Source organism: Providencia stuartii (genome assembly GCF_029277985.1).
Classification (GTDB): Bacteria; Pseudomonadota; Gammaproteobacteria; order Enterobacterales; family Enterobacteriaceae; genus Providencia; species Providencia zhejiangensis.
In genome coordinates this window covers 3,295,272-3,318,833 of record NZ_CP119546.1, presented here as the reverse complement: position 1 = coordinate 3,318,833, position 23,562 = coordinate 3,295,272, and the positions used below count along the sequence as shown (strand labels likewise).

Sequence of the window (23,562 nt, the reverse complement as noted above, 5' to 3'; positions counted from 1 at the left end):
CTTTTTTTGGATACCAATTGTGGGAAAGACAAAAGAGAAAAAAGATAATTTTAGGCGCTCTTTGTTGACATCAGTAGCACTGCACGTGCTACTGATTGGCCTAATTATAATTGGTTCCTTAGTCTCCGTCGTCAAACTTGGCGGTGGCGGAGAAGAGGGGACTGTTATCGATGCTGTAATGGTCGACCCAGGCGCAGTTGTCCAACAATATAATCAAATGCAGCAACAAGAAAACAGCGCCAAACAGGCCGCTAAAGAGCGCAAAGAGAAAGAACAGAAACAAGAAGCTGAGTTAAGGGAAAAGCAAGAGCAGGAACAAAAGCGTCTGCAACAGCTTGAACAAGAACGTATTCAGAGCGAGCGTGAAGCTCAAGAACGACAAAAACAAGCTGAGCAGCAGCAAAAGCAAGCGGCAGAAGCAGCGAAAAAAGCGAAGGAAGAGCAAAAAATTGCTGAAGAAGCGGCTGCAAAAGCAAAAGCTGAAAAAGAACGTTTGATTAAAGAGCAGGCTGCCGCGAAGGAAAAAGCGGAAGCTGAAGCGAAAAAAGAGGCCGAAGCTGTAAAAGCCAAGGCTGCTGCCGATGCTAAGGCGAAAGCAGAAAAAGAAGCCAAAGAAAAAGCAGAGAAGGAAGCGAAAGCTAAGGCAGATAAAGAAGCCAGAGCTAAAGCTGAAAAAGAAGCGAAAGCTAAAGCCGAAAAAGAAGCAAAAGCCAAAGCTGCTAAAGCGAAAGCAGAGGCCGCTAAAAATTCGGCTTCCGTTGATGATTTACTCGGCGATTTGACTGCTTCAGGTCCAAGTAAGCAAGGTGGTGCTGCTTCCGCTGGTCAAGGTGGTGGAAAACGCTCTGGAGCATCAAATGCAGATGTCGATAGTTATGCAGGTAAAGTAAAAGCAGCGATTCAGAGTAAGTTTTATGATTCAGACACTTACCGTGGACGGACGTGTGAACTTAAGTTACAAATTGCATCGGATGGTTTATTAGTAAACATTACTCCTAAAAGTAATGCTTCTAATGACCCAGCGCTGTGTGATGCGGCAATCAGAGCAGCAAAACTTGCCACGTTACCGCGTCCATCGCCAGATGTGTATGAAGCATTTAAAAAACAAGGAAGTACAGTTATATTTAGTCCAAAATAAGATAAGTCGGAGCTGTCTGTATTGAATTTATGTCTGCTATAGCATAAATAGTTCTTACAATATCTAGTTTTGTTAGTATACCTTTGTTAAAATTCAGCGAATTATTGTGGCGGTGAATTCCACAGTAAGGGAGATAAGGATGAAGCAGGCTTTTAAAGTAGTTCTCGGGTTCTTAATGCTATGGGCAACAGTGGCTCAGGCTGAAATCCGTATTGAGATCACGGAAGGTGTAAACAGTGCTCAGCCAATAGGTGTTGTGCCTTTTAAATGGTCTGGCTCAGGTACGCCTCCGCAAGAAATCGGACAAATTATTGGTGCTGACTTGCGCAATAGCGGCAAGTTTAATCCTATTGACCCTAGCCGTATGCCACAACAACCGGGTACCGCTTCTGAAGTTACGCCAGAGGCTTGGACAACACTTGGAATCAATGCTGTTGTTGTAGGTCAGATTCAACCTGCGGCAGATGGTAGTTATGTGGTTAGCTATCAGCTCGTTGATGTTGCGGGTAGCCCAGGCACTGTTTTATCTCAGAATCAGTATAAAGTGACCAAAGAGTGGTTACGTTATGCAGCCCATACCGCAAGCGATGAAGTTTTTGAGAAGCTAACAGGTATCCGTGGTGCATTCCGTACTCGTATCGCCTATGTGGTCACAAATAAAGGCGGTCAATACCCATATGAATTACGCGTTTCTGATTATGATGGCTATAACCAATTTACAGTTCATCGTTCTCCAGAACCGTTAATGTCGCCAGCATGGTCACCTGATGGTGAGCGTTTGGCGTATGTAACATTTGAAAGTGGCAGTTCTGCTCTGGTTATTCAGACACTGTCTACTGGAGCTGTTCGTCAGGTGGCATCATTCCCTCGTCATAATGGTGCGCCGGCATTTTCTCCAGATGGCACTAAACTGGCATTTGCACTATCAAAAACAGGTAGCTTAAATCTTTATGTGATGGATTTAGCGAGCGGCCAAATTCGTCAAGTGACTGATGGGCGTAGTAACAACACTGAACCTACTTGGATGCCAGATAGTCAAACGTTGGTCTATACCTCAGACCAAGCGGGTCGCCCGCAAATTTACAAAATTAATATTAATGGCGGTAGCCCTGAACGTGTGACCTGGGAAGGTACACAAAATCAGGACGCTGATGTTAGCCCGGATGGATCTTTCATTGTAATGGTCAGTTCCGGTGGCGGTCAGCAGCATATCGCCAAACAGGATCTGGCAACGGGTAACGTTGAATATTTAACGAAAACGTTTCTAGATGAAACGCCGAGTATCGCACCTAACGGCACTATGGTTATTTATAGCTCCTCTCAAGGCTTGGGGACTATATTGCAGCTAGTTTCGACCGACGGGCGTTTCAAAGCGCGTCTTCCGGCTACCGATGGACAGGTTAAATTCCCTGCTTGGTCGCCGTATCTGTGATGCATAATAATAATGTGTGGCAAACTATTAAGGATCAAAACGATGCAACTGAATAAAGTGCTTAAAGGGCTGATGATCGCATTACCAATCATGGCAGTCGCAGCTTGTAGCTCTAACAAAAACAATGACCAAAATGGTGCGGATTCTTCAATGAACCAAACTAACTCAGGTCTGTCTGCGGAAGAGCTGGCACGTCAGCAAATGCAAGAGCTGCAAAATAACAATATCGTTTACTTCGGTTTCGATAAATACAACGTATCTCCAGAATATGCTGATATGTTAGACGCTCACGCTGCATTCCTGCGCAACAACCCATCTGTTAAAGTTGTTGTTGAAGGTCACGCGGATGAGCGCGGTACTCCTGAGTACAACATCGCACTGGGCGAGCGTCGTGCTAATGCAGTTAAAATGTATCTGCAAAGCAAAGGTGTAGCAGGCGATCAAGTTTCTCTGGTTTCTTATGGTAAAGAAAAACCAGCAGTGTTAGGTCACACAGAAGCTGATTACGCTAAAAACCGTCGTGCAGTAATTGCATACTAATTAATAAGCGAATTATCTCTTATGAACAGTAACTTCAGACATTTATTTGTAGGTCTGTCGTTATTGGTTGGTGTAGCGGCCCCTTGGGCCGCTATTGCCCAAGCGCCAATCATTAATGTCGGATCCGGATCATCCGGTGACCGCCTCACTCAGCTTGAGACAGCAGTTAACTCTCAAGGCCAGATCTTATATCAAATCCAGCAACAGATTGCTGACAACCAACGCGATATTGATATGTTGCGTGGGCAAATTCAGGAAAGTGAATATAAACTGAATCAAATTGTTGAGCGTCAAAAAGATTTGTATATGCAACTAGATCAGGTTAGTGGTGGAGCGGCAGCATCGCCTGACTCAGCAGCAACGAATTCTTCCTCTTCGGCCACCCCAGCACCAGCAGCATCGGGCGGCGGTGAAAAAGAAGATTATAATGCTGCGGTTACACTGGCGATGAACAGCAAATCTAAAGCGCAAATCGATGAAGCTATCGGTGCACTACAAAGCTTTGTGAAAAATTATCCTAAATCGAACTATCAATCGAATGCTAACTATTGGTTAGGGCAACTTAATTACAATAAAGGTAGCAAAGATGACGCGGCATTCTATTTTGCCACTGTTGTCAAAGAATACCCTAAATCTCAAAAAAGCAGTGAAGCCTTGTATAAAGTCGGTTTGATTATGCAAGACAAAGGGCAAAAGGATAAAGCGCGAGCGGTATACCAGCAGGTATTGAAGCAGTATCCAAATAGCTCTGGAGCGAAGCTCGCGGAGAAGAAACTCAGCTCGTTATAATGATTAACCCCGAAGAAGTGGTTACCGAATATTTCGGGGTTAACCGTATGATAAGTGTGCATTCAATCGTTTTTTTCAAAAAAATCATTGCACCATCGTCAGAAATCAGTAATATAAGCCGCCGTTGACACAAGAATAAATTGTGTTGATAAAAGTATTTTAAAATGGGTCGTTAGCTCAGTCGGTAGAGCAGTTGACTTTTAATCAATTGGTCGCAGGTTCGAATCCTGCACGACCCACCATTTTAAAATTCAAAACCAGATATAGTAGATGGGTCGTTAGCTCAGTCGGTAGAGCAGTTGACTTTTAATCAATTGGTCGCAGGTTCGAATCCTGCACGACCCACCATCTTAAAGTCCAAAATCAGATATATCAGATGGGTCGTTAGCTCAGTCGGTAGAGCAGTTGACTTTTAATCAATTGGTCGCAGGTTCGAATCCTGCACGACCCACCATCTCACTTATTTCTCTAAGTCATCCAGCAAACGTTGAAATTACTGATTGCACTAAACGTGCCGGTGAGACGCTGCGTTCAGGTTCGAGCCGAGCGAAGCGAGACCGCGTTGCACTTGTCGCAACGACCTGAAGGGTGAGGCTAAAGGCCAAATCATCCTGCACGACCCACCCTCTCACTTATTTCTCTAAGTCATCCAGCAAACGTTGAAATTACCGATTGCACTAAACGTGCCGGTGAGACGCTGCGTTTAGGTTCGAGCCGAGCGAAGCGAGACCGCGTTGCGCTTGTGGCAACGACCCGAAGGGTGAGGCCAAAGGCCAAATCATCCTGCACGACCCACCCTCTCACTTATTCCTCTAAATCATCCAGCAAACGTTGAAATTACCGATCGCACTAAACATGCCGGTGAGACGCTGCGTTCATGTTCGAGCCGAGCGAAGCGAGACCGCGTTGCGCTTGTGGCAACGACCCGATGATTCGAACGTATGACGCTTCCTTTTTTGAGAACTCACTCAAGGTATTGAATACAGATTTAGACTAGTCTAAATAAAGCATAAATAATTGATCATATTGTAAAATATAAGTTATTTATTTTAAGTAATCATAGGCAAGGACTAACGGATGAAAAAATTATTAGCGGTTTTCTGTGCAGGGGCATTTGTTTCAACGAGTGTATTTGCGGCCATTCCGCCAGGAAATGATGTAACCACTAAACCGGATCTTTACTATTTAAAAAATGCTCAAGCGATTGATAGCTTAGCATTGCTACCACCACCACCCGAAGTTGGCAGTATTCTGTTTTTAAATGATCAGGCAATGTATGAAAAAGGGCGTTTATTGCGTAACACAGAGCGAGGTAAACAAGCTGCGGCAGATGCTGATCTCGCTGCTGGAGGGGTGGCAAATGCATTCTCAGAGGCGTTTGGTTACCCTATTACTGAGAAAGACTCGCCAGAAATTCATAAATTACTCACCAATATGATTGAAGATGCGGGGGATTTAGCGACTCGTTCTGCAAAAGAAAAATACATGCGGATCCGCCCGTTTGCATTCTATGGCGTTGAAACCTGTAACACGAAAGACCAAGATAAATTATCTAAAAATGGTTCTTACCCTTCAGGGCATACATCAATTGGCTGGGCTTCAGCATTAGTGCTATCAGAAATTAATCCTGAAAACCAAGACAAAATTTTAAAACGCGGTTATGAACTCGGTCAAAGCCGTGTGATTTGCGGTTACCATTGGCAAAGTGATGTTGATGCGGCACGTATTGTTGCATCAGGGGCTGTAGCAACGCTGCACTCTAATCCTGAGTTTCAAAAACAGCTACAAAAAGCGAAAGATGAGTTTGCTAAATTGAAAAAATAGTTGTGATAAAACAGAACTGCCTTGCTGATTTATCTGTAGCAAGGCGGTTTTTTATTGTGAAGTGGTTGGTGAGGTTAATAGAAAGCGTCTAAATCAAATATTTTCAGGGAGTAGGCTATTATCCTGCAATAAACCAATCACTAGCGTTTGCATACGTTGGCTCAATGTATGATCGATAGGGTAGTTAAGGTGTTGAGCAATCTCGGTTGTGACTTCATCGAAGCATGACATCAATAGGTGCAAAGATTGAGCCGCTTGCTGTGGGGTTCGATAGTCAAAAAGGGTTTGAGTGGCCTGTTGTATCCGTTCAGGCATCCACGATTGATAAGCTTTTCCATGGTACCACACATCTTGCTGACCATGACTTTTGATAGAGGCGAGGAGTTCAACCATGGTTAATAAGGCCTTTTTCATATCAACATCTCTTGACCAAGCACTCCAGAGTTCATCACGTGACAGGGCGATAGCGACTTGGTGTGCCTCATACCAGAACTCGTTACAGATAAATGTAAACTTCTTCTGGGTAAGTTGCTTGGGGGGAAGTTGAGCTTGCTGACTTTCAGGGAGTTTTTCCGTAATACCCGTTTTATCGAGTAACACGGTATAGCCGCGTGCATAGGTGTTATCAAGCCCATGTTGAGCCATTTTTTGCAGTCGAGAGGGTTCTGCGAATGTAAAATCGACCTTTCTGCCCTGTTCATAAATCGCTAAACAAGTTGGCCACTCAGGCTCATTTTCACCGCCATTCATAAGATGCAATGCAACCAAAGGTTGAGCAAACGTATTAATCCATTTAGGGTTATGAAAAAGGTCTGTTACGCCTAAACCGATTAATTCAATATCGATATCTGAATAGCGATCAATATGTTGTTCCCTTCCTCTAGAGCCCGTTAAAATGACCGCTTCAATTCTAGGATCGATTAAAGAAACAGAAATAATTTTATTTATTAAAGATGCAGGTGATTCCATAACTAACCCATCGAATTTATAAAAACGGTTAAGATACCTGTAAAGTCAATGAAATGCTAAGAAACATAACAATTATAGATGTTATTATTTAGTTATTGGTTTGAATTAACAAAATAATGGCTGAAAAATCGACGAGACTTCCTCGATAAATTAGCGTATCTTGTTTAGTATATAAAACAAAAAGGTGCTGTTTTACTTATTTTATCGCTAATTTTAGAAATAAAATTGCGTTATGCTAAACAGAGGCGGAAGATGAGCGAGTTTATTGATTTTAATCAGTCGGTTTACCCATTCCCAGCGAAACCCACACGATTAAGCTCTGATGAGAAAGCGTTTTATCGTGAACGCATCAAGTCTTTACTGATTGAAAAAAATGCGGTTATTGTTGCACATTACTATACCGATCCCGATATTCAAGCATTAGCGGAAGAAACGGGGGGTTGTGTTGCTGATTCCTTAGAAATGGCTCGTTTTGGTGCCCGCCATTCTGCCTCCACATTATTGGTGGCCGGTGTGCGTTTTATGGGGGAAACGGCTAAAATCTTAAGCCCAGAGAAAACGGTATTAATGCCGACACTTGACGCAGAATGTTCTCTCGATCTCGGATGCCCCGAAGATGAATTTGCGCATTTTTGTGATCAGCATCCAGACCGTACGGTGGTAGTCTATGCAAATACTTCAGCAGCGGTTAAAGCACGAGCTGACTGGGTTGTGACATCCAGTATTGCTGTGGAATTGATCGAACATCTTGATAGTTTAGGCGAAAAAATTATTTGGGCGCCGGACCGCCATCTTGGTCGCTATGTTCAAAAGCAAACCGGAGCAGATATTTTATGTTGGCAGGGGGCCTGTATTGTTCATGATGAGTTTAAAACTCAGTCTTTAACTAAAATGAAAGCGCTATATCCTGAAGCCGCTGTATTAGTTCACCCTGAATCGCCTCAAGCCGTGGTTGACCTTGCGGATGCCGTTGGTTCAACCAGTCAATTAATTAAAGCTGCACAAACGTTACCGAATCCTTCAATGATAGTTGCGACGGATAAAGGCATCTTTTATAAAATGCAGCAGGCTTGCCCAGATAAGTCGTTATACATCGCACCTACCGCCGGTGAAGGCGCGACTTGTCGTACATGCGCCCATTGCCCTTGGATGGGAATGAATGGACTTAAGGCAATAACACAGGCGTTAGAGAGCTATGGTGAACAGCACCAAATTCATGTGAGTGATATTTTGCGTGAAAAGGCAATGCTTCCCTTAAATAGAATGCTAGATTTTGCAGAGAGTCTAAAATAGGTAGGGAGTCGTTTTGTTATCTGTGTCGTGATGATGAGCAATCTATTTATAGTGTCACACATGATGAATATAAGGATTTTGGGATGGATTTCTTTAGCACAAGTAATATTTTAGTCACTATTCCGTTGTGGAGTAGTATTTATGAGTTGTCATATATCGAAGCGGTAGGGACGATTGCGGGGTTATTATGCATTCTGTTGGCCAGTTTTGAAAAGACCATCAATTACTTTTTTGGGTTAATCAACGTCACCTTGTTTGCGGTGATCTTTTTTCAAATTCAACTCTACGCCAACTTGCTGTTACAGGTGTTTTTCTTCATCGCGAATATCTATGGCTGGTACGCATGGAGCCGTGTTGATAATCAGCAGCAAACGGAGTTAAAAATTCGTTGGCTGAGTTTACCGAAAGCAATGATAACGTTATTAGTCTCTGTGTTAGTAATCGCTTACTTAACTTACAATATTGATAGGGTTTTCGGGGTATTGGCGACATGGGCTGTTGACGTATTAAATTTATTTGGCGCTAACTTGCAGTTACCTGCCTTAGAACCGGATGCGTTTCCATTCTGGGATTCAACTATGACGGTTTTATCTGTGGTAGCGATGGTCCTAATGACTCGCAAATATGTTGAAAACTGGCTTTTATGGGTAATCATTAACGTGATTAGTATTGTTGTATTCTATAAGCAAGGCGTATATGCGATGTCTTTAGAGTACTTAATCTTACTAGGCATTGCGTTGAATGGTTCAAGATTGTGGGTGAAATCAGCGAAGCAAAATGGTTCAGCGCCACTTTCTCGCTCATCATGACAAAATTTAATCATAAAACGGTGAAAGTAACATTATCGATGTTTTGCCGTTTTTGTTTCTTTTTCCTCTAAAAATCATCCTAAAAATGGGGCTATTACGCCATTTGATTGACTTTAGCCTCATTTTATAATCTTAAAGCCTAAAAGTGATAATTTCATACCATGTTTAGCTGTTTACAGAAGGCGGCTGAACGGTTAGATTAAAATTTCGATACCTGCCGTCTTTCTAATCGCAGCTTTGTTAGTGGTAAAAGGATTTTATTATTATCTTTTCGCTTAAAGTAAGTGTTTACCATCGCTCTGCTATTGGGATCCATAGGGTATGTAAATCATCAGTATAAAAAAATAAACATTGGATTAACGGGTATGAATTATCAGAACGATGACGTCAGAATTAAACAAATAAAAGAATTATTGCCACCTATTGCATTGCTGGAGAAGTTTCCTGCAACAGATAAAGCGGCGTTTACCGTTCATGAAGCACGTCTCGCCATCCATAATATCTTGTCAGGCGAAGATGATCGCCTTGTTGTTGTGATTGGCCCTTGCTCTATTCATGATACTAAAGCGGCTCTAGAATATGCTGAGCGCCTGAATAAATTAAGAGAAGAACTTAAAGGTTCACTTGAAATCGTGATGCGCGTGTATTTTGAAAAACCACGCACCACTGTGGGCTGGAAAGGGCTAATTAATGATCCTCATATGGATAATAGCTTTGATATTAATGAAGGATTGCGTATTGCTCGTGAGCTATTGGTCAAAATTAATGATCAGGGGCTACCAACGGCGGGTGAGTTTTTGGATATGATCAGCCCACAATATGTTGCTGATTTAATGAGCTGGGGAGCAATTGGTGCACGTACGACGGAGTCCCAAGTTCACCGAGAACTCGCATCGGGTCTTTCTTGTCCTGTCGGTTTTAAAAACGGGACCGATGGCACAATTAAAATTGCTATTGATGCAATTAACTCTGCACGTTCGCCGCATTGTTTCTTATCTGTCACCAAATGGGGCCATTCAGCTATCGTGAATACGAGTGGTAATCAGGATTGCCACATTATTTTGCGTGGTGGTAAAGAGCCTAACTATAGCGCAGAGCATGTTAAAGCGGTACGTGAAGGGCTAGCCAACGCAGGGCTAACGCCAAGCATTATGATTGATTTCAGCCATGCTAACAGTAGTAAGAAGTTTGAGAAGCAGATGATTGTGGCTGATGATGTAAGTGAACAATTACGCCAAGGCGATCGTTCTATCACAGGGGTGATGATCGAAAGTCATCTTGTAGAAGGAAACCAAAGCTTAGATTCTGGTGAGCCACTGGTTTATGGTAAAAGCGTCACAGATGCATGCATTGGGTGGGATGATACTGAAAAAGTACTACGTCAATTATCTGATGCTGTGATTGCTCGTCGTCAGAAGTAACTGGCTGATAGCGGTAATACGAAAGAAAAGCCCGTGTATTTTGCGACACGGGCTTTTTGCTTTGTAGGGGGTTTATCGGTTAATGAGCGACTTTTTCTAATATTTCACCCAACTTGTTTTTATCCTCTTCGCTTAAATGGGACAGTGAAATGGATAAAGGAATCATGTTTTGGCTACCTTGTCCTGCTTGAGCTTGCAATAAAACAGTATTTTTTTCGTGTCTTAAGTAAGTAACATCTTTTAATGGGATTCGGTAATAGAGACTAAATAAACTGGGGCGGATATAAAAATAGCTACCTTTGGTTGCTACGTAAGGTGTGCCATGAATGCGTTTTCCCAAAATAAATAGCAGAATCGCAAGGACTATCAAGAACATTCCTAAGCTTTGACTCAAAACCACGAATATCGCGCCGAGTACGCCAACGATGATGGTCCGCAGTGTATTATGCCGATTGTTAAAGACAAGGTTGGTATCGAAATCAACTTTGATGGTTGGATCAACGCTTTCCAGTTGATGGAAACGCCAACGTATCGCTGAAAAGATCATGCCACAAAGGAAAACAATCGTGATTGGCATGAGTGCTAAGCTACTTATTAGCGCGACACCAATCGCAACTCTGGGTTTGTAGCTCATGATCATCATGCTGATCAGCTGGATTGGAAAGCTAACGCACGCAATGATCATTAATATTCTCATTAAATGTGCATTTTGGGCGCCGTCAGAGCCATCAATAATCAGTTCACCTGTTTGGAGCATATACAGCAGTGAGCCAAGTAGTGAAATATTAAGCGCCAGCCCAACCCAAACATAGAGATTGAATTTATTCATAAAATTCTCAATTAGTTCATCATTAAATAAATTGTGCCATAAAAAAGTAGGGTGTCGAGTGCTATCGCGATAAATCAAAATTTATTGGCACTCTTTGATGGTAGGCAGAAAAAAACGCAACCCACTAGGTGGGTTTTTTTCTATCATTATTTGGGTTAATCAAGAAAATCAATATTTAAGAACATTCCTAATCATCAATGTTCTGAGATTACTCGTTTTTTATATTCTTTACATTATCTTCTTCCAAGATTTTAATTTTGTTTTTTCAATAAAAATGAACAAATCGTTCAAAAAAGTCCCCTATCTTTAATTTGACTTAAGCTAAATAATCACTAGCTGGAATTATAACTAAATAGGATTATTTAATGAAAAAAGTACAAATTGTATCTTTAGCCTTTGCTTTGATTAGTTCGATTGGTAGTGCTATTGCATCAACAGGTCACGAGGGATATTACGGAGCTGCACGACTCGCGAAAGTGTGGCAAAAAGCGGATAGCATGGATACGAGTCTTCGCCCAGGAATTGGTCAGTTTGTTTCGGGCGATGATAAAGATGATTTTTATAATGCTTCACTGGCAGCGGGTTATCAGTATGGTAATGGCTGGCGTACAGAAGCTGAATATACCTTTAATAAAAAGGCAGAATACACGAGTGGTTCATCAATTTTTTCGACAAGCTTTAACCATCATAAAACGGAATCACAGCGCTTAATGTTGAATGTTTATCGTGACTATGAAATCCATCAAGGGGTTTCAGTGTACGGTACAGCGGGTATCGGTATTGCAAAAGTGAAATCTTCAGGGTGGCAAGGCAACCCTTCACGCCAATATGGCAGTAACACCGATACTAACTTAGCATACTCTCTTGGGGCGGGTGTCAGCTATGAGCCTATTGAAAGACTGAATTTTGATTTAGGCTACCGTTATATTGATTTAGGTAAGATCGAAAGTGGAATGAACAATTTTGCTAATGCCCGTGGCCTACGGATGAACAAATGAAGGCGCATCTTAAATCACAAGAGCTAGTGCTGGGCGTGAGATATCTGTTTTAAACATTAACTCATTGTTATTCATTGGGATATGTCGTATATAAAGGGTTGGCATTTGCCAACCCTTTAGGTTGTTGACAACGTGGGATAAAGCGTTAATTATTTCGCTTTTCCTTGGTTGGCAACCGCAGCTTGTTTAGCCGCGATTTCTTCTTGGTTACCAAGATAGTAATGCTTGATTGGTTTCATGTTTTCATCAAACTCATAAACCAAAGGGACAGCGGTTGGAATATTCAGGTTGAGAATTTCTTCTTCACCCATGTTATCCAAGTATTTTACCAGTGCGCGTAGTGAGTTACCGTGAGCGGCAATAATCACTTTTTCACCTGCTGCAACACGTGGTTTGATCTCTTGCTCCCAGTAAGGAACAACACGCTCGATGGTGGTTGCTAAGCTTTCAGTCACTGGCAGTTCATCGCTTGATAGTTTTGCATAGCGTGGGTCATGACCAGGGTAACGCTCATCATCTTTAGTCAGCTCAGGAGGCGTGATTGCGAAACCACGACGCCATAATTTAACTTGCTCATCACCATATTTCGCCGCAGTTTCAGACTTATCTAGGCCTTGTAGTGCACCATAGTGACGCTCGTTCAGTTTCCAGCTTTTTTCAACAGGCAGCCATTGCTGATCAACCTGATCAAGGATATTCCATAAAGTATGGATAGCACGTTTCAGAACTGAGGTATATGCGAAATCAAAGACAAAACCTTCTTCTTTCAACTGTTGACCTGCAATTTTTGCTTCTTCACGGCCTTTGTCTGACAGTTCAACATCAGTCCAGCCAGTGAAACGGTTCTCTTTGTTCCACTCACTCTCACCGTGTCTTACCAAAACCAGTTTAGTTACAGCCATAGCTTAAACTCCTATCAGTACATTCAAATTAAAATGAATCATTGCTGACCTACATTATAGGGATAGTCAATCCGAACGCTAGTCACAACTGATGTTTTACCCAAACCAAATCAAAAAAGTGATGGTAAGCGCGTTAACTAGACAAAAATTTCGCTGATGAAGCCGCAAAATATCCTCTTCTATGCTTATTTTTCATCCAGAGACCATTTTGACTGGGTAAGTAAAAAACAATAGATGTAATAGATTTAACCCGAAGTGAAACGATACAGCAAGCCATAATTTTCCACTCCACATCCACGCTAAACCATAGATAATCCCCGCAAGGGTGGCAAAGAGGATCAATAAAGGGCCTCCAGCGGCGTGTGCTGCACCGAAAAGTAGGGCACTGAGCATGAGTGCTAGGTAGGGGGAGCCTAGCCATTGGGTGAATCGTTGTTGTAAGTAACCGCGAAAGAGCGCCTCTTCAGCGAGTGAGACAAACAACAGATTACTGATCATAAATATCGGCAGCCATGTGGGGAAATGCCATTCAACATCAATTCCTCCACTGATCGCGGCAATAATCAGTAATGCAGGAACGGCGGATATTAAAATCCACCATTGCCAAGGTTTAGCGGTTTTAAGTGGTTGAGTAGAAAATAGATTAGGCAGACAAAATAATAAAGCAACAGGCACTATTGCCTTGTCGAAATTTAAATACAGGGTAAAAGGGGCGCTTTGCTCACCGACAATAACCTTATCAAGGTATTTGAGGTTGTTAAAACCTGGGAATACATGAAGAAATAGACCAACCACAATGGCGAGCAGTGCGATTTCACTGACGATTTTGACGACTAAATGGTATTGAAAACGCCAGCGAATTATTCCAATCATAGTTATGACAAGAAGCAGTAAGATAGCTTGCCAGCTAAGGACATGAGTGAACAAGGCTATAATGACCGCAATAAAAAATAAAAATAGGGCGATAAATCGATGTGTTGCCAGTGTTGCAAGTGAAATAGCCAAGACAAGCCAGCCGGCCATAAATACTCCTAAATCGTACTAAGAATTATTGAAAGCGGCACAGTGTAATGATTTTGACTCATTTTTCGAGGCATCAATCCAATATATGGAAACAGTATTTGTACAAGTAAACGTAAATAAAGAAGTTATACATTTTTGTTTTAGAATAGGTAAGCCAATCATTAGATTAATTAAGGTCGATAAATCATCAAATCACATTATCGACCCTGATTATCATGATATTAAGCGGGATGATGCTCAACCACTTCTATGTCATAACGGTATTTGCCGTTATCGGGAATAAATTTTAGTCGATGCGTAATACAGCTAGGCGCATCTTCTTGGTGGTGGCTGACAAACAGCAGTTGTGTCGAACCTTGGTTCAGCATGATATCGATAAAGCGGAGTACTAATAAACGATTTAAGCCATCAAGCCCTTGTAGGGGTTCATCTAAAATTAACACTGTTGGGTGTTTAACAAGTGCGCGTGCAATGAGTACAAGGCGTTGTTGACCCCATGATAAGCTATGAAAAGGTTGTTGTGCGGATTGTGCGGAAAATCCTAGTAAAGCAAGCCATTCATAAGCTAATTGTACTTGGCGATCTGAAGGTGTTTGATATAAACCAATAGAGTCGTGAAAACCTGAAATAATGACATTAATCACGCTAGTTGCGACACGATACTCTTGGTGAATACTGTTGCTGACGTAACCAATATGGCGTTTGATATCCCAGATGGTTTCTCCCGTTCCTCGGCGACGACCAAATAAAGTTAAATCATTACTGTAGCCTTGCGGGTGATCACCTGTAATTAAGCTCAATAATGTGGATTTTCCCGCCCCGTTTTCACCAATAATTTGCCAATGTTCTTTCGGGTTAACTTGCCAGTTTAAACCGTGCAAAATAGGTTTATCGTTATAACTGACAACGCCATTGCGCAAAATAACGCGTGGCACATCGTCTGCTAATGAAATTTGTGCGGTTGGGTCTTCGATTTCAGGGATAGAGAGTTGTTTAAGGTTTTCGCTGTGTTGCAGCTGAGTGATTAGGGTGTTAGCAAGTACTGACTCACGATTTCCCGATACGCTGAGCTTGCAATCAGCTAAAACGCCCATGTTATCAATGAAATCAGGAATTTCATCAAATCGATTAAGCACTAATATAATGGTTAGCCCTTTTTCAGATAGGCTGTATAGCAACTCGCCAAGATTATTTCTTGAATAGACGTCTAGTCCATCGAAAGGTTCATCAAGCACCAATAAATCAGGTTGTGCCATTAAGGTTTGGCAGAGTAATACTTTACGGGTTTCCCCCGTAGATAAATATTTAAAGCGCCTAGAGAGTAAATCACTGATACCAAATTTTGCGGCTAATTCTAAACAATATTCATTATCTCGATGGTGGAGTTGAATAATTTCAGCGGCGGTATAGCCCGTGTCATCTTCATTTTCGCCGAGTAAGTCGGTGTTATTACGTTGCCATTCTTCATTAATAATTTTTTGCAGTTGTTCAAAAGAGAGACGAATGGGGGTGTTAAACGTATTTTCCACGATACCAGATAACGGCTTCAGTTCTCCTGATAAGGCCTTGGCAAGAGAGGATTTACCACTGCCATTAGCACCAATAAATGCCCAGTTTTCATGCTGATTAATTGTTAATTCAGGTATATCCAGTGTTTGCGTGTCATTGAGCCTAAAGCTACTGTGACGCAGAGTAATTGAAGCCATAATACTTCCTTCTTATATACCCCTCTGCTTCAAGCGGCTGCACGGTATGAATAATATTGGCTAAGCGCCCGCTCACTAGTCAGGTTGTTGTCTTTATGCCTAGTGATGCATTAACTTGCTTTTTGGCTGCCAACTCGAATTAGCTAGAGTATCGATGTTATATTTACCTATCTGTCTCCTCCACAAATAATCATGATTGCAGACAATGTCAATAATTCACTGAGAAATGAAGCATAAAAAAAAGATGAGGGCACTTATTTATTGAGGATGATGGTGGCAATAAATAAGTGCGTTTGATTAGCAAAGCGTTGCGATGATCACTTGATCGGCATTAAATTGGGCGGTGACATCGTCATTGATCTGGAGCTGCTGTTGATCGACTTCTTGGTTACTGAGTGTTGAACACAGGGTTTCACCGCCTAATAAGGTGACGATAACTTCGCTATTTTCGTCACCACGTTCAAGTGTTGTGATTTTACCTGCAAGTTTATTATCAAATTCGTCCGTTGCTGCTGACGGCTTAGTCAATTTCACCCAAGGTGCTTTAATTAAAGCGAGTACTTCCTTACCTTCGGCAAGGCCTAGGCGGTTGGCACTCTGTTCTGTTAAGGCGGCATTAATAACGGTTTTATTATCCGCTAACAACACTTGGACATGTTGTTGGACTTGGCTATGGTCTCTTGCAATTAAGGTACCAAAGAATTGGTTACGTGCGCTGGTTTGTAGCGAGAAGCGAGAAATAGCAGCGAGAAGACTATCAAGGGGTAAATTGTCCTCTTTGAGAACATCGAATGCCTTTTGCTGGATTTGTGCTAGTAAATCGTAAAGTTGTAACAGCCTTTCACCATAATGAGTGAGCGTTGTTCCTCCACCGCCTTTACCGCCTGTCGCTCTATCAACTAAAATATCATCCGCCAACTGATTCATTTCATTGATGGCATCCCAAGCACTCTTATAGCTGATCCCTGCTAATTTAGCGCCTTGGCTAATCGATCCTGTGGCTTTGATTTGTTTAAGCAGTGAAATTCGGCGAGGGTCAGCAAATAAATTTCCTTGTAGTTTTAGCGTGAGTAAGATTTCTGCCTGCATAAATATCTCCCTTCCTATTTCCTGTTAAGAACGACGCCATGAACAACGAAACTGCGATGAAAAAGCACGTTTAGTGTGTCGTTTGAAATGTAATTTGTCTACAATAGTGGCTGTTTTATCACTATTATATACGTTATTATTTAAATTCAGCTTTATTTTCCCTCGTCAGCGCATCAGTTGGCTGGTGGGCACAGTATCACTGAAGAGGCTTTAATGTTAGATATTCTAAAAAGCATGGGTTTTGCCCTGTTGATGGTTCCAGTTGTGATGTTTTTGATTATGGGGCTAATTTATGGCCTTGGGGCTTTCTTTAACCTGTTATCTAAAGCTCACGTTCCGCATCATCACTCCGAGAATAAATAATTCTCCCTCCTTATTTAAGTGTGCCTGTTTCTTGACGGATAATGTGAAGAAACAGGCTACTCAACATCCTTTCTTTGACTAATCCGATTTGAGTGTAGGCTCCCCGCATTTTGTGCCATTGACGCCAATTTTTGGTCAATTCATTGCGCTAGCACACTTTTATGCATCCTATGACTTTAAGTTATCGTTGTGTCCTGTTATATATAACGGGACAGTTAAATTTTAGGATGGATTAACATGAAAAAAAGCTTAATTAAGTTACTGGCGGGTGCCACGATAACGCTTTCAATGGCAAGCCACAGTGTTGCTGCGGAGAAGATTACCGTTTTTGCTGCCGCTTCTTTGACAAATGCGATGAATGAAATCTCTGAGCAATTTCAGAAAGAAAGCAAAGTAGAAGTGGTTTCATCTTATGCATCATCATCAACGCTTGCACGCCAAATCGAGCAAGGAGCCCCTGCAAATCTATTTATTTCTGCCGATCAACAATGGATGGATTATGCTATTGATAAGCAGTTAATGGTTGAAAATACCCGTTACACTTTATTAGGTAATGAGTTAGTGCTTATTGCACCAAAAGATTCGAAAATTGAAAAAGTCGATATCAATAAACAGACTGATTGGAAAAAACTGCTCGATGGCGGACGTCTTGCGGTAGGTGATCCTGATCATGTGCCTGTTGGGATTTATGCTAAAGAAGCGTTGAACTACTTAGGGGCATGGGATACTGTCAATCCCATGTTAGCGCGAACAAACAACGTACGCAGCGGTATGGCGCTTGTTGAACGCGATGAAGCACCTTTAGGTATCGTGTATGGTTCTGACGCCGTTGCCAGTCAAAAAGTGAAAGTTGTCGGTATCTTTCCAGCTGACTCACATAAACCCGTTGAATACCCAATGGCTATTGTGAAAGATCAAGATAATAAAGCCACTCGTGACTTTTATGAATATCTGAAAACGCCAGCGGCATCAGAGGTATTCAAACGTTACGGTTTCACTCCACGTTAAGAGATTATAGTATTGCAGATGTTAAGTGCTTATGAATGGGAAGCGATTTACCTAAGTTTAAAAGTCTCTAGTGTTGCGGTGATCTTTAGCCTACCGCTAGGGATATTAGTTGCATGGGTATTGGTTCGTTGCCATTTTCCTGGCAAAACACTGCTTGATAGTATTATTCATCTACCACTGGTATTACCGCCAGTGGTAGTGGGGTATTTACTGTTGATCAGTATGGGACGCCGTGGATTTATTGGTGAGTGGTTGTATCATTGGTTTGGGTTTAGCTTCACGTTCAGTTGGCGTGGTGCGGCTTTGGCTTCTGCTGTTGTTGCATTTCCTTTGATGGTGAGAGCCATTCGTTTAGCGCTTGAGGCTGTCGACCGTAAATTAGAACAGGCCGCTAGAACGCTAGGGGCGACACCTTTACGTGTCTTTTTCACTATCACTATTCCGCTCTCTTTACCCGGTATTATTGTGGGTACGGTATTAGCCTTTGCGCGTTCTTTAGGTGAATTTGGTGCCACGATCACTTTCGTATCAAATATTCCAGGTGAAACTCAAACGATACCATTGGCGATGTATACGCTAATTGAAACACCGGGAGCAGAAGTTGATGCTGCTCGTCTGTGTGTTATCGCGATAGTGCTCGCACTGATCTCACTATTAATTTCAGAATGGCTAACCCGTTGGGGTAAAAAGCGATTAGGGGTAGCCTGATATGTTACAACTTGATTTTTCACAGACACTGGGTGATTTACAGCTTGAAGTGAACACTGAATTACCCACAGAAAGCATAACGGCAGTATTTGGCTTGTCTGGTGCGGGGAAAACCTCCTTGATCAATGTCATTGGGGGGCTAACCAAGCCGAATCGTGGGCGTATTGTGCTTAATGGGCGCACATTGGTGGATATGGAAAAAGGGATCTGCTTACCACCTGAACAGCGACATATAGGCTATGTGTTTCAAGATGCTCGGCTTTTCCCACATTATCGCGTAAAAAACAACCTACGTTACGGGATGGCGCCAGAGATGAAAGGGCGTTTTGATGAAATCGTGGGTTTGTTAGGGATCGAAAAATTACTGAATCGTTTTCCAATTACGCTATCGGGGGGGGAAAAACAGCGTGTTGCGATTGGTCGTGCGTTGTTAACAGCCCCTGAAATTTTATTAATGGATGAGCCTTTGGCTTCTCTTGATCTACCGCGTAAACGTGAATTATTACCGTATTTGGAAAGGCTTTCTCAGGATGTCAAAATCCCGATTTTGTATGTGAGCCATAGCCTTGATGAAATTTTACGTTTAGCTGATAAAGTGATTGTGATGGCACAAGGGAAAGTAAAAGCTTTCGGCCCGTTAGAAGAGGTATGGGCAAGTAGTGCATTACGTCCTTGGTTGCAGCAAGAAACATTAAGTAGTGTGCTGAATGTGATCTGCCATGGTCACCATCCTGATTATGCAATGACCGCCGTGACGGTAGGTCACCAAAAACTGTGGATCCCACGTATTGATACTCAAAAAGACCACATGTTACGTTTACGCATTGATGCCTCAGATGTCTCGTTGGTGTTAGAAAAACCTCAAGTGAGCAGTATTCGTAATATTTTATCTGCGGAGGTTGTTGAGTGGATAGAAGATGGTGAACAGGTCGACGTGAAGTTAGATTTAGGGGATCAGCACTATTTATGGGCACGAATTACTCGCTGGGCGCGCGATGAGCTTTCTATCCGCAAAGGGCGGAAAGTTTATGCTCAAGTGAAGAGTGTTTCGCTCAGCCGGCAGATTACGCTTCATACTCCAAGCCCCAAGTCATAGTATTGTTGATGCTGAACACGGATCCTAGCCATAGATTTCTCAGGATCCGCGCCATTGCAACCTAGTGAAAACTTAACGTATTTTGAGTGATCACTTTATTATTATTTTCTTGATGGGAATTACAAAACATACTTGCGGATCACTTCGGCAATGCCCGGTTGGGTATTATCGCGAGTGACCAGCTTGGCTTGTTGTTTGATTTCATCGACTGCATTGCCCATTGCAACACCTAGACCAGCAGTCGTTAGCATACTTAAGTCATTGAAGTTATCGCCAAAAGCAACTACATCATCCATGGTCATGCCTTGTGATTCAACCCATTGTTTGAGACGTAGGCCCTTGCTGTTTCCTTTACGCCCAATATCAACCTGATCAACCCAAGACCATTCACACTCCAAACCGAAATCAGTTTCAATGCCATGGACAACTTCTTTAAGCTGATTCAGATTTTCGGAGCTTACCGCAAATTTCCAGATCGATTGATAATCGTGCATGACATCAGCATAATTTTCGACAAATTGAATATTTGGACGCTGTGCTTCTGGCAAGGTTTCTGCCCAGCTAAGGGTTCTTTTGATCCCTTCAGTCGGCGCGTTATACAACATTGCATCATCAACATACATTAAATGTTGAATATCCGTATCACGTAGCCTTTCTATCATTTGTGTTGCTGACTCTAATGTCATTGGATCAGAGGCAAGAACCTTTTTACCTAAATAGTCATAAAGGTAAGTTCCGTTACAACAAATCGCTGGAGTATCAAGATTAAGAGCTTGATAGAAAGGGTGAATAGCAACATGATGGCGTCCAGTCACAATCAGTACTTTGACGCCTTGACGGCGTGCTTCATTCAAAGCAGCTAGAGATTCAGGTAAAATCTTCTTTTGAGGATCAAGTAGTGTTCCATCGAGATCGAGCGCAATAACGCGGTATGACATAAACGGCTCCACGTGATTTGAGGTTACATATGCCATGGTTTAATGGCGATATGGTGGTTTTGACGTCGGAGGCTGAACAGAAAGGGAAATCTGATTAGCCTGATAATAATCTAGGTTGAGTATAATTTACCATCTTAGCGGATATTCGAGATTAACTAAAGTGGCGTATTGACGAATCGAGTCAAGTTATTGGTAATCCACTGTTTTAGTCATATTACGACAAATTAATAACTTGATATCGTTAAAAAAGCGTTATTAATTGTTATTCGCTAGTGTATCTAGAGATTAACCGTCATAATGACAAAATAGCGCTTTATCATGAAACACAAAGGAGACAGGATGAATCAGGTTGTCTATATTGCTAGCCCCGAAAGCCATCAGATCCACGTTTGGTCTATGAACGAAGTCGGTGAACTTACTTTGTTGCAGACTGTGACGACGCCAGGCCAAGTACAGCCAATGGTATTAAGCCATGATAAAAAACATCTTTATATTGGGGTAAGACCCAACTTTCGCGTCATCACTTACCGTATAGAAGATAACGGCACATTAAGTTTCAAAGCGGAAACCTCAATTCCAAGTACACCAGTACATTTATCATTGGATAACACAGGTAAGTATCTGTTTGTGCCGTCGTACCATCAACACAATTTGGCGGTATTACCAATAAACAGCGCAGGTGTGCCGCAAACGGCGATCCAAGTTATTGAAGGGTTACGTAACCCGCACTCTTCACATGTTGATGCAGACAATCAGCAATTATGGGTACCTTGTTTAGGGGAAGATCATATCCGTTTATTTGATCTACATGCTGACGGTTATTTAACGGAAGCCTCTGCTGATCAAATTAGTGCTGCACAAGGTGCAGGGCCTCGCCATTTGGCTTTCCACCCTCAGCATAAAGTGATTTATTGTGTTAATGAATTGGATTCGACGATTAATGTCTACCATAAATTTACACGCTATCGTCAAACGCAACATATCAATGTCTATCCACAAGGCAGTGACAGCCAACGCTGGGCCGCAGATATTCATATTACGCCAGATGGTCGTCATCTCTATGCGAGTGAGCGTTCAGATAGTTATATTAGCCACTTCCTGGTTTCTGATGATGGCCGTGAATTAACCTTTGCGGGCACTTATCCAACTGAAGAGCAGCCTCGTGGATTTAATATCGATGCGACGGGACGATTTTTGATTTCGAGTGGACAAAAGTCCGACAGTATTTCGGTCAGTGAAATCGACCCAATTACCGGTAAGCTCACACAAATTGGCCGCTACCCAGTAGGAAAAGGCCCTATGTGGGTAACGGTACTTGCACGCTAAATTGCATGAAAAGATCCCTTTACAAATAAAGGGATCTTTTACCCTTCGATCACTTTTCTTATTGCCCCTGTCACTTTACTCAGTTGTTCTGGTGAGATGATATAAGGTGGCATGACATAAATGAGCCGCCCAAACGGCCGGATCCATACCCCCTCAGCAACAAATTTTTTCTGTAGCTCAGCAGTATTGACAGACTGGTGCATCTCAACGACGCCAATCGCACCTAAAACGCGAACTTGCTTAACATCGGCATGGTGGGCAAGTGGTGTAAGTTCTTGAAAAAGTTGTTGTTCAATATTGGCGATGGTTTGCTGCCATGGGCTTTCACGCAATAATTGCAGACTCGCGTTGGCAACTGCGCAAGCTAAGGGATTCCCCATAAAGGTTGGCCCATGCATAAAGCATCCCGCTTCACCGTCACTAATCGTTTCTGCTACGTGACGAGTGGTTAAGGTTGCTGAAAGTGTCATATAGCCGCCAGTCAAAGCCTTTCCTAAACACATAATATCAGGGGAAATATTAGCATGGTCACAAGCAAATAATGCCCCAGTACGGCCAAAACCGGTGGCGATTTCATCCGCAATCAATAAGATCCCGTAGTAGTCACAAAGCTCGCGAACGCCTTTCAGATATTGAGGATGATAAATACGCATCCCACCAGCACCTTGAACAATCGGTTCTAGTATTATCGCCGCAATGTGTCGATGGTTCGCTGCCAATGCTTGCTTTATCGGTAATAAGTCATCATCATCCCATTGGTCATGAAAACCACATTGGGGGGCTGTGACAAAAATATGCGGAGGTAAATAACCTTTGTAGAGGCCATGCATAGAGTTGTCAGGATCACACACCGCCATCGCACCGAAGGTATCCCCATGATAACCATGACGTAACGTCAAAATACGCTGACGTTTTTCTCCTTTCGCTTGCCAGTATTGAAGCGCCATTTTTAGTGCAACTTCTACGGCCACTGAACCTGAATCAGCAAGAAAAACACATTCTAAAGGTTCAGGTGTGATGTCAACGAGTTGACGGCATAGATTGACGGCTGGGGGATGCGTAATACCCCCAAACATCACATGAGACATTTTTTGCAGTTGTTCTGTTGCTGCTTGGTTGAGCACAGGGTGATTGTAGCCGTGGATCGCAGCCCACCAAGAAGACATACCATCAACCAGTTTTTTTCCATCAGCCATAATGAGTTCTGCCCCTCTCGCCTCAACAATAGGATAGGCTGGAATTGGCTGGCTCATCGAGGTGTAGGGATGCCAAATATGTTTAGCATCGAAAGCAATATCTGAACTGTCCATTTATTTTATCGTCAACTTATTTTATTAAATTTGGTTGACATGATAACCGCA

The 23,562-nt window shown here is 42.3% G+C and carries 21 protein-coding genes, 3 tRNA genes, 2 other RNA genes and 1 pseudogene; 19 read left to right on the top strand and 8 right to left on the bottom strand.

The genetic code is table 11. The annotated features are described in order from the left end of the window. The first annotated feature begins 19 nt into the window (after positions 1-19). The 10 genes from tolA to phoC all read left to right on the top strand — a co-directional run bounded on the left by tolA (position 20) and on the right by phoC (position 5,723). A complete protein-coding gene (tolA, locus tag P2E05_RS14790) occupies positions 20-1,138 on the top strand; it encodes a cell envelope integrity protein TolA (RefSeq protein WP_272667666.1) in 1,119 nt (372 codons plus the stop codon). Positions 1,139-1,277: 139 nt separating this feature from the next. Then, positions 1,278-2,570: a Tol-Pal system beta propeller repeat protein TolB gene (tolB, locus tag P2E05_RS14785; protein WP_154624837.1), complete on the top strand. Its 1,293-nt coding sequence runs from the start codon at positions 1,278-1,280 to the stop codon at positions 2,568-2,570. 42 nt (positions 2,571-2,612) lie between these two features. Continuing rightward, complete coding sequence (gene pal / locus P2E05_RS14780) at positions 2,613-3,110, top strand: peptidoglycan-associated lipoprotein Pal (protein WP_014657760.1); 498 nt, start codon at positions 2,613-2,615, stop codon at positions 3,108-3,110. Between the two features lie 21 nt (positions 3,111-3,131). Beyond that, on the top strand, positions 3,132-3,899 hold the full coding sequence (gene cpoB / locus P2E05_RS14775) for a cell division protein CpoB (RefSeq protein ID WP_272657963.1): 768 nt from the start codon (positions 3,132-3,134) through the stop codon (positions 3,897-3,899). Between the two features lie 166 nt (positions 3,900-4,065). Continuing rightward, positions 4,066-4,141: transfer RNA gene (locus tag P2E05_RS14770), tRNA-Lys, on the top strand. A gap of 30 nt (positions 4,142-4,171) precedes the next feature. Then, positions 4,172-4,247, top strand: a tRNA-Lys gene (locus tag P2E05_RS14765). Between the two features lie 30 nt (positions 4,248-4,277). Beyond that, positions 4,278-4,353, top strand: a tRNA-Lys gene (locus P2E05_RS14760). 43 nt (positions 4,354-4,396) lie between these two features. Continuing rightward, a non-coding RNA gene (locus tag P2E05_RS14755) (RtT sRNA) lies at positions 4,397-4,525 on the top strand. Positions 4,526-4,568: 43 nt separating this feature from the next. Continuing rightward, positions 4,569-4,697: non-coding RNA, RtT sRNA (locus tag P2E05_RS14750), on the top strand. A gap of 279 nt (positions 4,698-4,976) precedes the next feature. Beyond that, positions 4,977-5,723: an acid phosphatase PhoC gene (gene phoC, locus P2E05_RS14745; RefSeq protein WP_154624690.1), complete on the top strand. Its 747-nt coding sequence runs from the start codon at positions 4,977-4,979 to the stop codon at positions 5,721-5,723. Positions 5,724-5,816: 93 nt separating this feature from the next. Here the strand turns inward: phoC and P2E05_RS14740 are convergent, their stop codons facing one another. Next, on the bottom strand, positions 5,817-6,692 hold the full coding sequence (locus tag P2E05_RS14740) for an aminoglycoside 6-adenylyltransferase (protein WP_154624691.1): 876 nt from the start codon (positions 6,690-6,692) through the stop codon (positions 5,817-5,819). Positions 6,693-6,944: 252 nt separating this feature from the next. On the opposite strand from P2E05_RS14740, the gene nadA reads away from it, so the two are divergent. From nadA to aroG, 3 genes are all read left to right on the top strand, one after another. After that, on the top strand, positions 6,945-7,985 hold the full coding sequence (gene nadA, locus P2E05_RS14735) for a quinolinate synthase NadA (protein WP_196714039.1): 1,041 nt from the start codon (positions 6,945-6,947) through the stop codon (positions 7,983-7,985). Positions 7,986-8,068: 83 nt separating this feature from the next. After that, positions 8,069-8,794 (top strand): nicotinamide riboside transporter PnuC, encoded by a 726-nt coding sequence (pnuC, locus tag P2E05_RS14730; protein WP_154624693.1) that lies wholly within the window; start codon positions 8,069-8,071, stop codon positions 8,792-8,794. A 365-nt stretch (positions 8,795-9,159) separates the two neighbouring features. After that, positions 9,160-10,215 (top strand): 3-deoxy-7-phosphoheptulonate synthase AroG, encoded by a 1,056-nt coding sequence (gene aroG / locus P2E05_RS14725; protein ID WP_154624694.1) that lies wholly within the window; start codon positions 9,160-9,162, stop codon positions 10,213-10,215. A gap of 79 nt (positions 10,216-10,294) precedes the next feature. Here the strand turns inward: aroG and P2E05_RS14720 are convergent, their stop codons facing one another. After that, entirely contained in the window at positions 10,295-11,044 is a 750-nt protein-coding gene (locus P2E05_RS14720; RefSeq protein WP_163862746.1) for a hypothetical protein, read from the bottom strand. Between the two features lie 365 nt (positions 11,045-11,409). Between P2E05_RS14720 and P2E05_RS14715 the strand changes: the two are divergent. Beyond that, positions 11,410-12,095 (top strand): annotated as a pseudogene (locus P2E05_RS14715) (outer membrane protein). Positions 12,096-12,191: 96 nt separating this feature from the next. On the opposite strand, the gene gpmA reads toward P2E05_RS14715, so the two are convergent. From gpmA to modE, 4 genes are all read right to left on the bottom strand, one after another. Next, positions 12,192-12,944, bottom strand: coding sequence for a 2,3-diphosphoglycerate-dependent phosphoglycerate mutase (gpmA, locus tag P2E05_RS14710; RefSeq protein ID WP_154624697.1), 753 nt, complete (start codon positions 12,942-12,944; stop codon positions 12,192-12,194). Between the two features lie 192 nt (positions 12,945-13,136). Then, positions 13,137-13,967: a CPBP family intramembrane glutamic endopeptidase gene (locus P2E05_RS14705; RefSeq protein WP_163862745.1), complete on the bottom strand. Its 831-nt coding sequence runs from the start codon at positions 13,965-13,967 to the stop codon at positions 13,137-13,139. A 221-nt stretch (positions 13,968-14,188) separates the two neighbouring features. Further along, the gene (gene modF / locus P2E05_RS14700; protein WP_154624699.1) at positions 14,189-15,673 is read right to left on the bottom strand and encodes a molybdate ABC transporter ATP-binding protein ModF; all 1,485 of its coding nucleotides are present in this window, start codon (positions 15,671-15,673) and stop codon (positions 14,189-14,191) included. A gap of 297 nt (positions 15,674-15,970) precedes the next feature. Beyond that, positions 15,971-16,762: a molybdenum-dependent transcriptional regulator gene (gene modE / locus P2E05_RS14695; protein ID WP_154624700.1), complete on the bottom strand. Its 792-nt coding sequence runs from the start codon at positions 16,760-16,762 to the stop codon at positions 15,971-15,973. A gap of 213 nt (positions 16,763-16,975) precedes the next feature. Here modE and P2E05_RS14690 point away from each other — a divergent pair, with 213 nt between their 5' ends. From P2E05_RS14690 to modC, 4 genes are all read left to right on the top strand, one after another. Beyond that, on the top strand, positions 16,976-17,125 hold the full coding sequence (locus P2E05_RS14690) for an AcrZ family multidrug efflux pump-associated protein (RefSeq protein WP_154624701.1): 150 nt from the start codon (positions 16,976-16,978) through the stop codon (positions 17,123-17,125). Between the two features lie 288 nt (positions 17,126-17,413). Continuing rightward, positions 17,414-18,133: a molybdate ABC transporter substrate-binding protein gene (modA, locus tag P2E05_RS14685; RefSeq protein WP_231131863.1), complete on the top strand. Its 720-nt coding sequence runs from the start codon at positions 17,414-17,416 to the stop codon at positions 18,131-18,133. 18 nt (positions 18,134-18,151) lie between these two features. Then, positions 18,152-18,841, top strand: a complete 690-nt coding sequence (gene modB, locus P2E05_RS14680; RefSeq protein ID WP_154624721.1) for a molybdate ABC transporter permease subunit — start codon at positions 18,152-18,154, stop codon at positions 18,839-18,841. 1 nt (position 18,842) lies between these two features. Continuing rightward, positions 18,843-19,937, top strand: coding sequence for a molybdenum ABC transporter ATP-binding protein ModC (gene modC, locus P2E05_RS14675; protein ID WP_163862741.1), 1,095 nt, complete (start codon positions 18,843-18,845; stop codon positions 19,935-19,937). Between the two features lie 119 nt (positions 19,938-20,056). Here the strand turns inward: modC and P2E05_RS14670 are convergent, their stop codons facing one another. Further along, positions 20,057-20,875, bottom strand: a complete 819-nt coding sequence (locus tag P2E05_RS14670; protein WP_276122865.1) for a pyridoxal phosphatase — start codon at positions 20,873-20,875, stop codon at positions 20,057-20,059. A gap of 339 nt (positions 20,876-21,214) precedes the next feature. On the opposite strand from P2E05_RS14670, the gene pgl reads away from it, so the two are divergent. Beyond that, entirely contained in the window at positions 21,215-22,201 is a 987-nt protein-coding gene (gene pgl, locus P2E05_RS14665) for a 6-phosphogluconolactonase (protein WP_163862739.1), read from the top strand. A 38-nt stretch (positions 22,202-22,239) separates the two neighbouring features. On the opposite strand, the gene bioA is transcribed toward pgl, so the two are convergent. Next, positions 22,240-23,511: an adenosylmethionine--8-amino-7-oxononanoate transaminase gene (bioA, locus tag P2E05_RS14660; protein WP_272657964.1), complete on the bottom strand. Its 1,272-nt coding sequence runs from the start codon at positions 23,509-23,511 to the stop codon at positions 22,240-22,242. Positions 23,512-23,562 lie beyond the last annotated feature (51 nt).

Bases quoted from the DNA above. Each gene is read 5' to 3' on its own strand.
- tolB (WP_154624837.1), top strand. From the start codon at position 1,278: ATGAAGCAGGCTTTTAAAGTAGTTCTCGGGTTCTTAATGCTATGGGCA.
- pal (WP_014657760.1), top strand. From the start codon at position 2,613: ATGCAACTGAATAAAGTGCTTAAAGGGCTGATGATCGCATTACCAATC.
- cpoB (WP_272657963.1), top strand. From the start codon at position 3,132: ATGAACAGTAACTTCAGACATTTATTTGTAGGTCTGTCGTTATTGGTT.
- phoC (WP_154624690.1), top strand. From the start codon at position 4,977: ATGAAAAAATTATTAGCGGTTTTCTGTGCAGGGGCATTTGTTTCAACG.
- P2E05_RS14740 (WP_154624691.1), bottom strand. From the start codon at position 6,692: ATGGAATCACCTGCATCTTTAATAAATAAAATTATTTCTGTTTCTTTA.
- nadA (WP_196714039.1), top strand. From the start codon at position 6,945: ATGAGCGAGTTTATTGATTTTAATCAGTCGGTTTACCCATTCCCAGCG.
- pnuC (WP_154624693.1), top strand. From the start codon at position 8,069: ATGGATTTCTTTAGCACAAGTAATATTTTAGTCACTATTCCGTTGTGG.
- aroG (WP_154624694.1), top strand. From the start codon at position 9,160: ATGAATTATCAGAACGATGACGTCAGAATTAAACAAATAAAAGAATTA.
- P2E05_RS14720 (WP_163862746.1), bottom strand. From the start codon at position 11,044: ATGAATAAATTCAATCTCTATGTTTGGGTTGGGCTGGCGCTTAATATT.
- gpmA (WP_154624697.1), bottom strand. From the start codon at position 12,944: ATGGCTGTAACTAAACTGGTTTTGGTAAGACACGGTGAGAGTGAGTGG.
- P2E05_RS14705 (WP_163862745.1), bottom strand. From the start codon at position 13,967: ATGGCCGGCTGGCTTGTCTTGGCTATTTCACTTGCAACACTGGCAACA.
- modF (WP_154624699.1), bottom strand. From the start codon at position 15,673: ATGGCTTCAATTACTCTGCGTCACAGTAGCTTTAGGCTCAATGACACG.
- modE (WP_154624700.1), bottom strand. From the start codon at position 16,762: ATGCAGGCAGAAATCTTACTCACGCTAAAACTACAAGGAAATTTATTT.
- P2E05_RS14690 (WP_154624701.1), top strand. From the start codon at position 16,976: ATGTTAGATATTCTAAAAAGCATGGGTTTTGCCCTGTTGATGGTTCCA.
- modA (WP_231131863.1), top strand. From the start codon at position 17,414: ATGGCAAGCCACAGTGTTGCTGCGGAGAAGATTACCGTTTTTGCTGCC.
- modB (WP_154624721.1), top strand. From the start codon at position 18,152: ATGTTAAGTGCTTATGAATGGGAAGCGATTTACCTAAGTTTAAAAGTC.
- modC (WP_163862741.1), top strand. From the start codon at position 18,843: ATGTTACAACTTGATTTTTCACAGACACTGGGTGATTTACAGCTTGAA.
- P2E05_RS14670 (WP_276122865.1), bottom strand. From the start codon at position 20,875: ATGTCATACCGCGTTATTGCGCTCGATCTCGATGGAACACTACTTGAT.
- pgl (WP_163862739.1), top strand. From the start codon at position 21,215: ATGAATCAGGTTGTCTATATTGCTAGCCCCGAAAGCCATCAGATCCAC.
- bioA (WP_272657964.1), bottom strand. From the start codon at position 23,511: ATGGACAGTTCAGATATTGCTTTCGATGCTAAACATATTTGGCATCCC.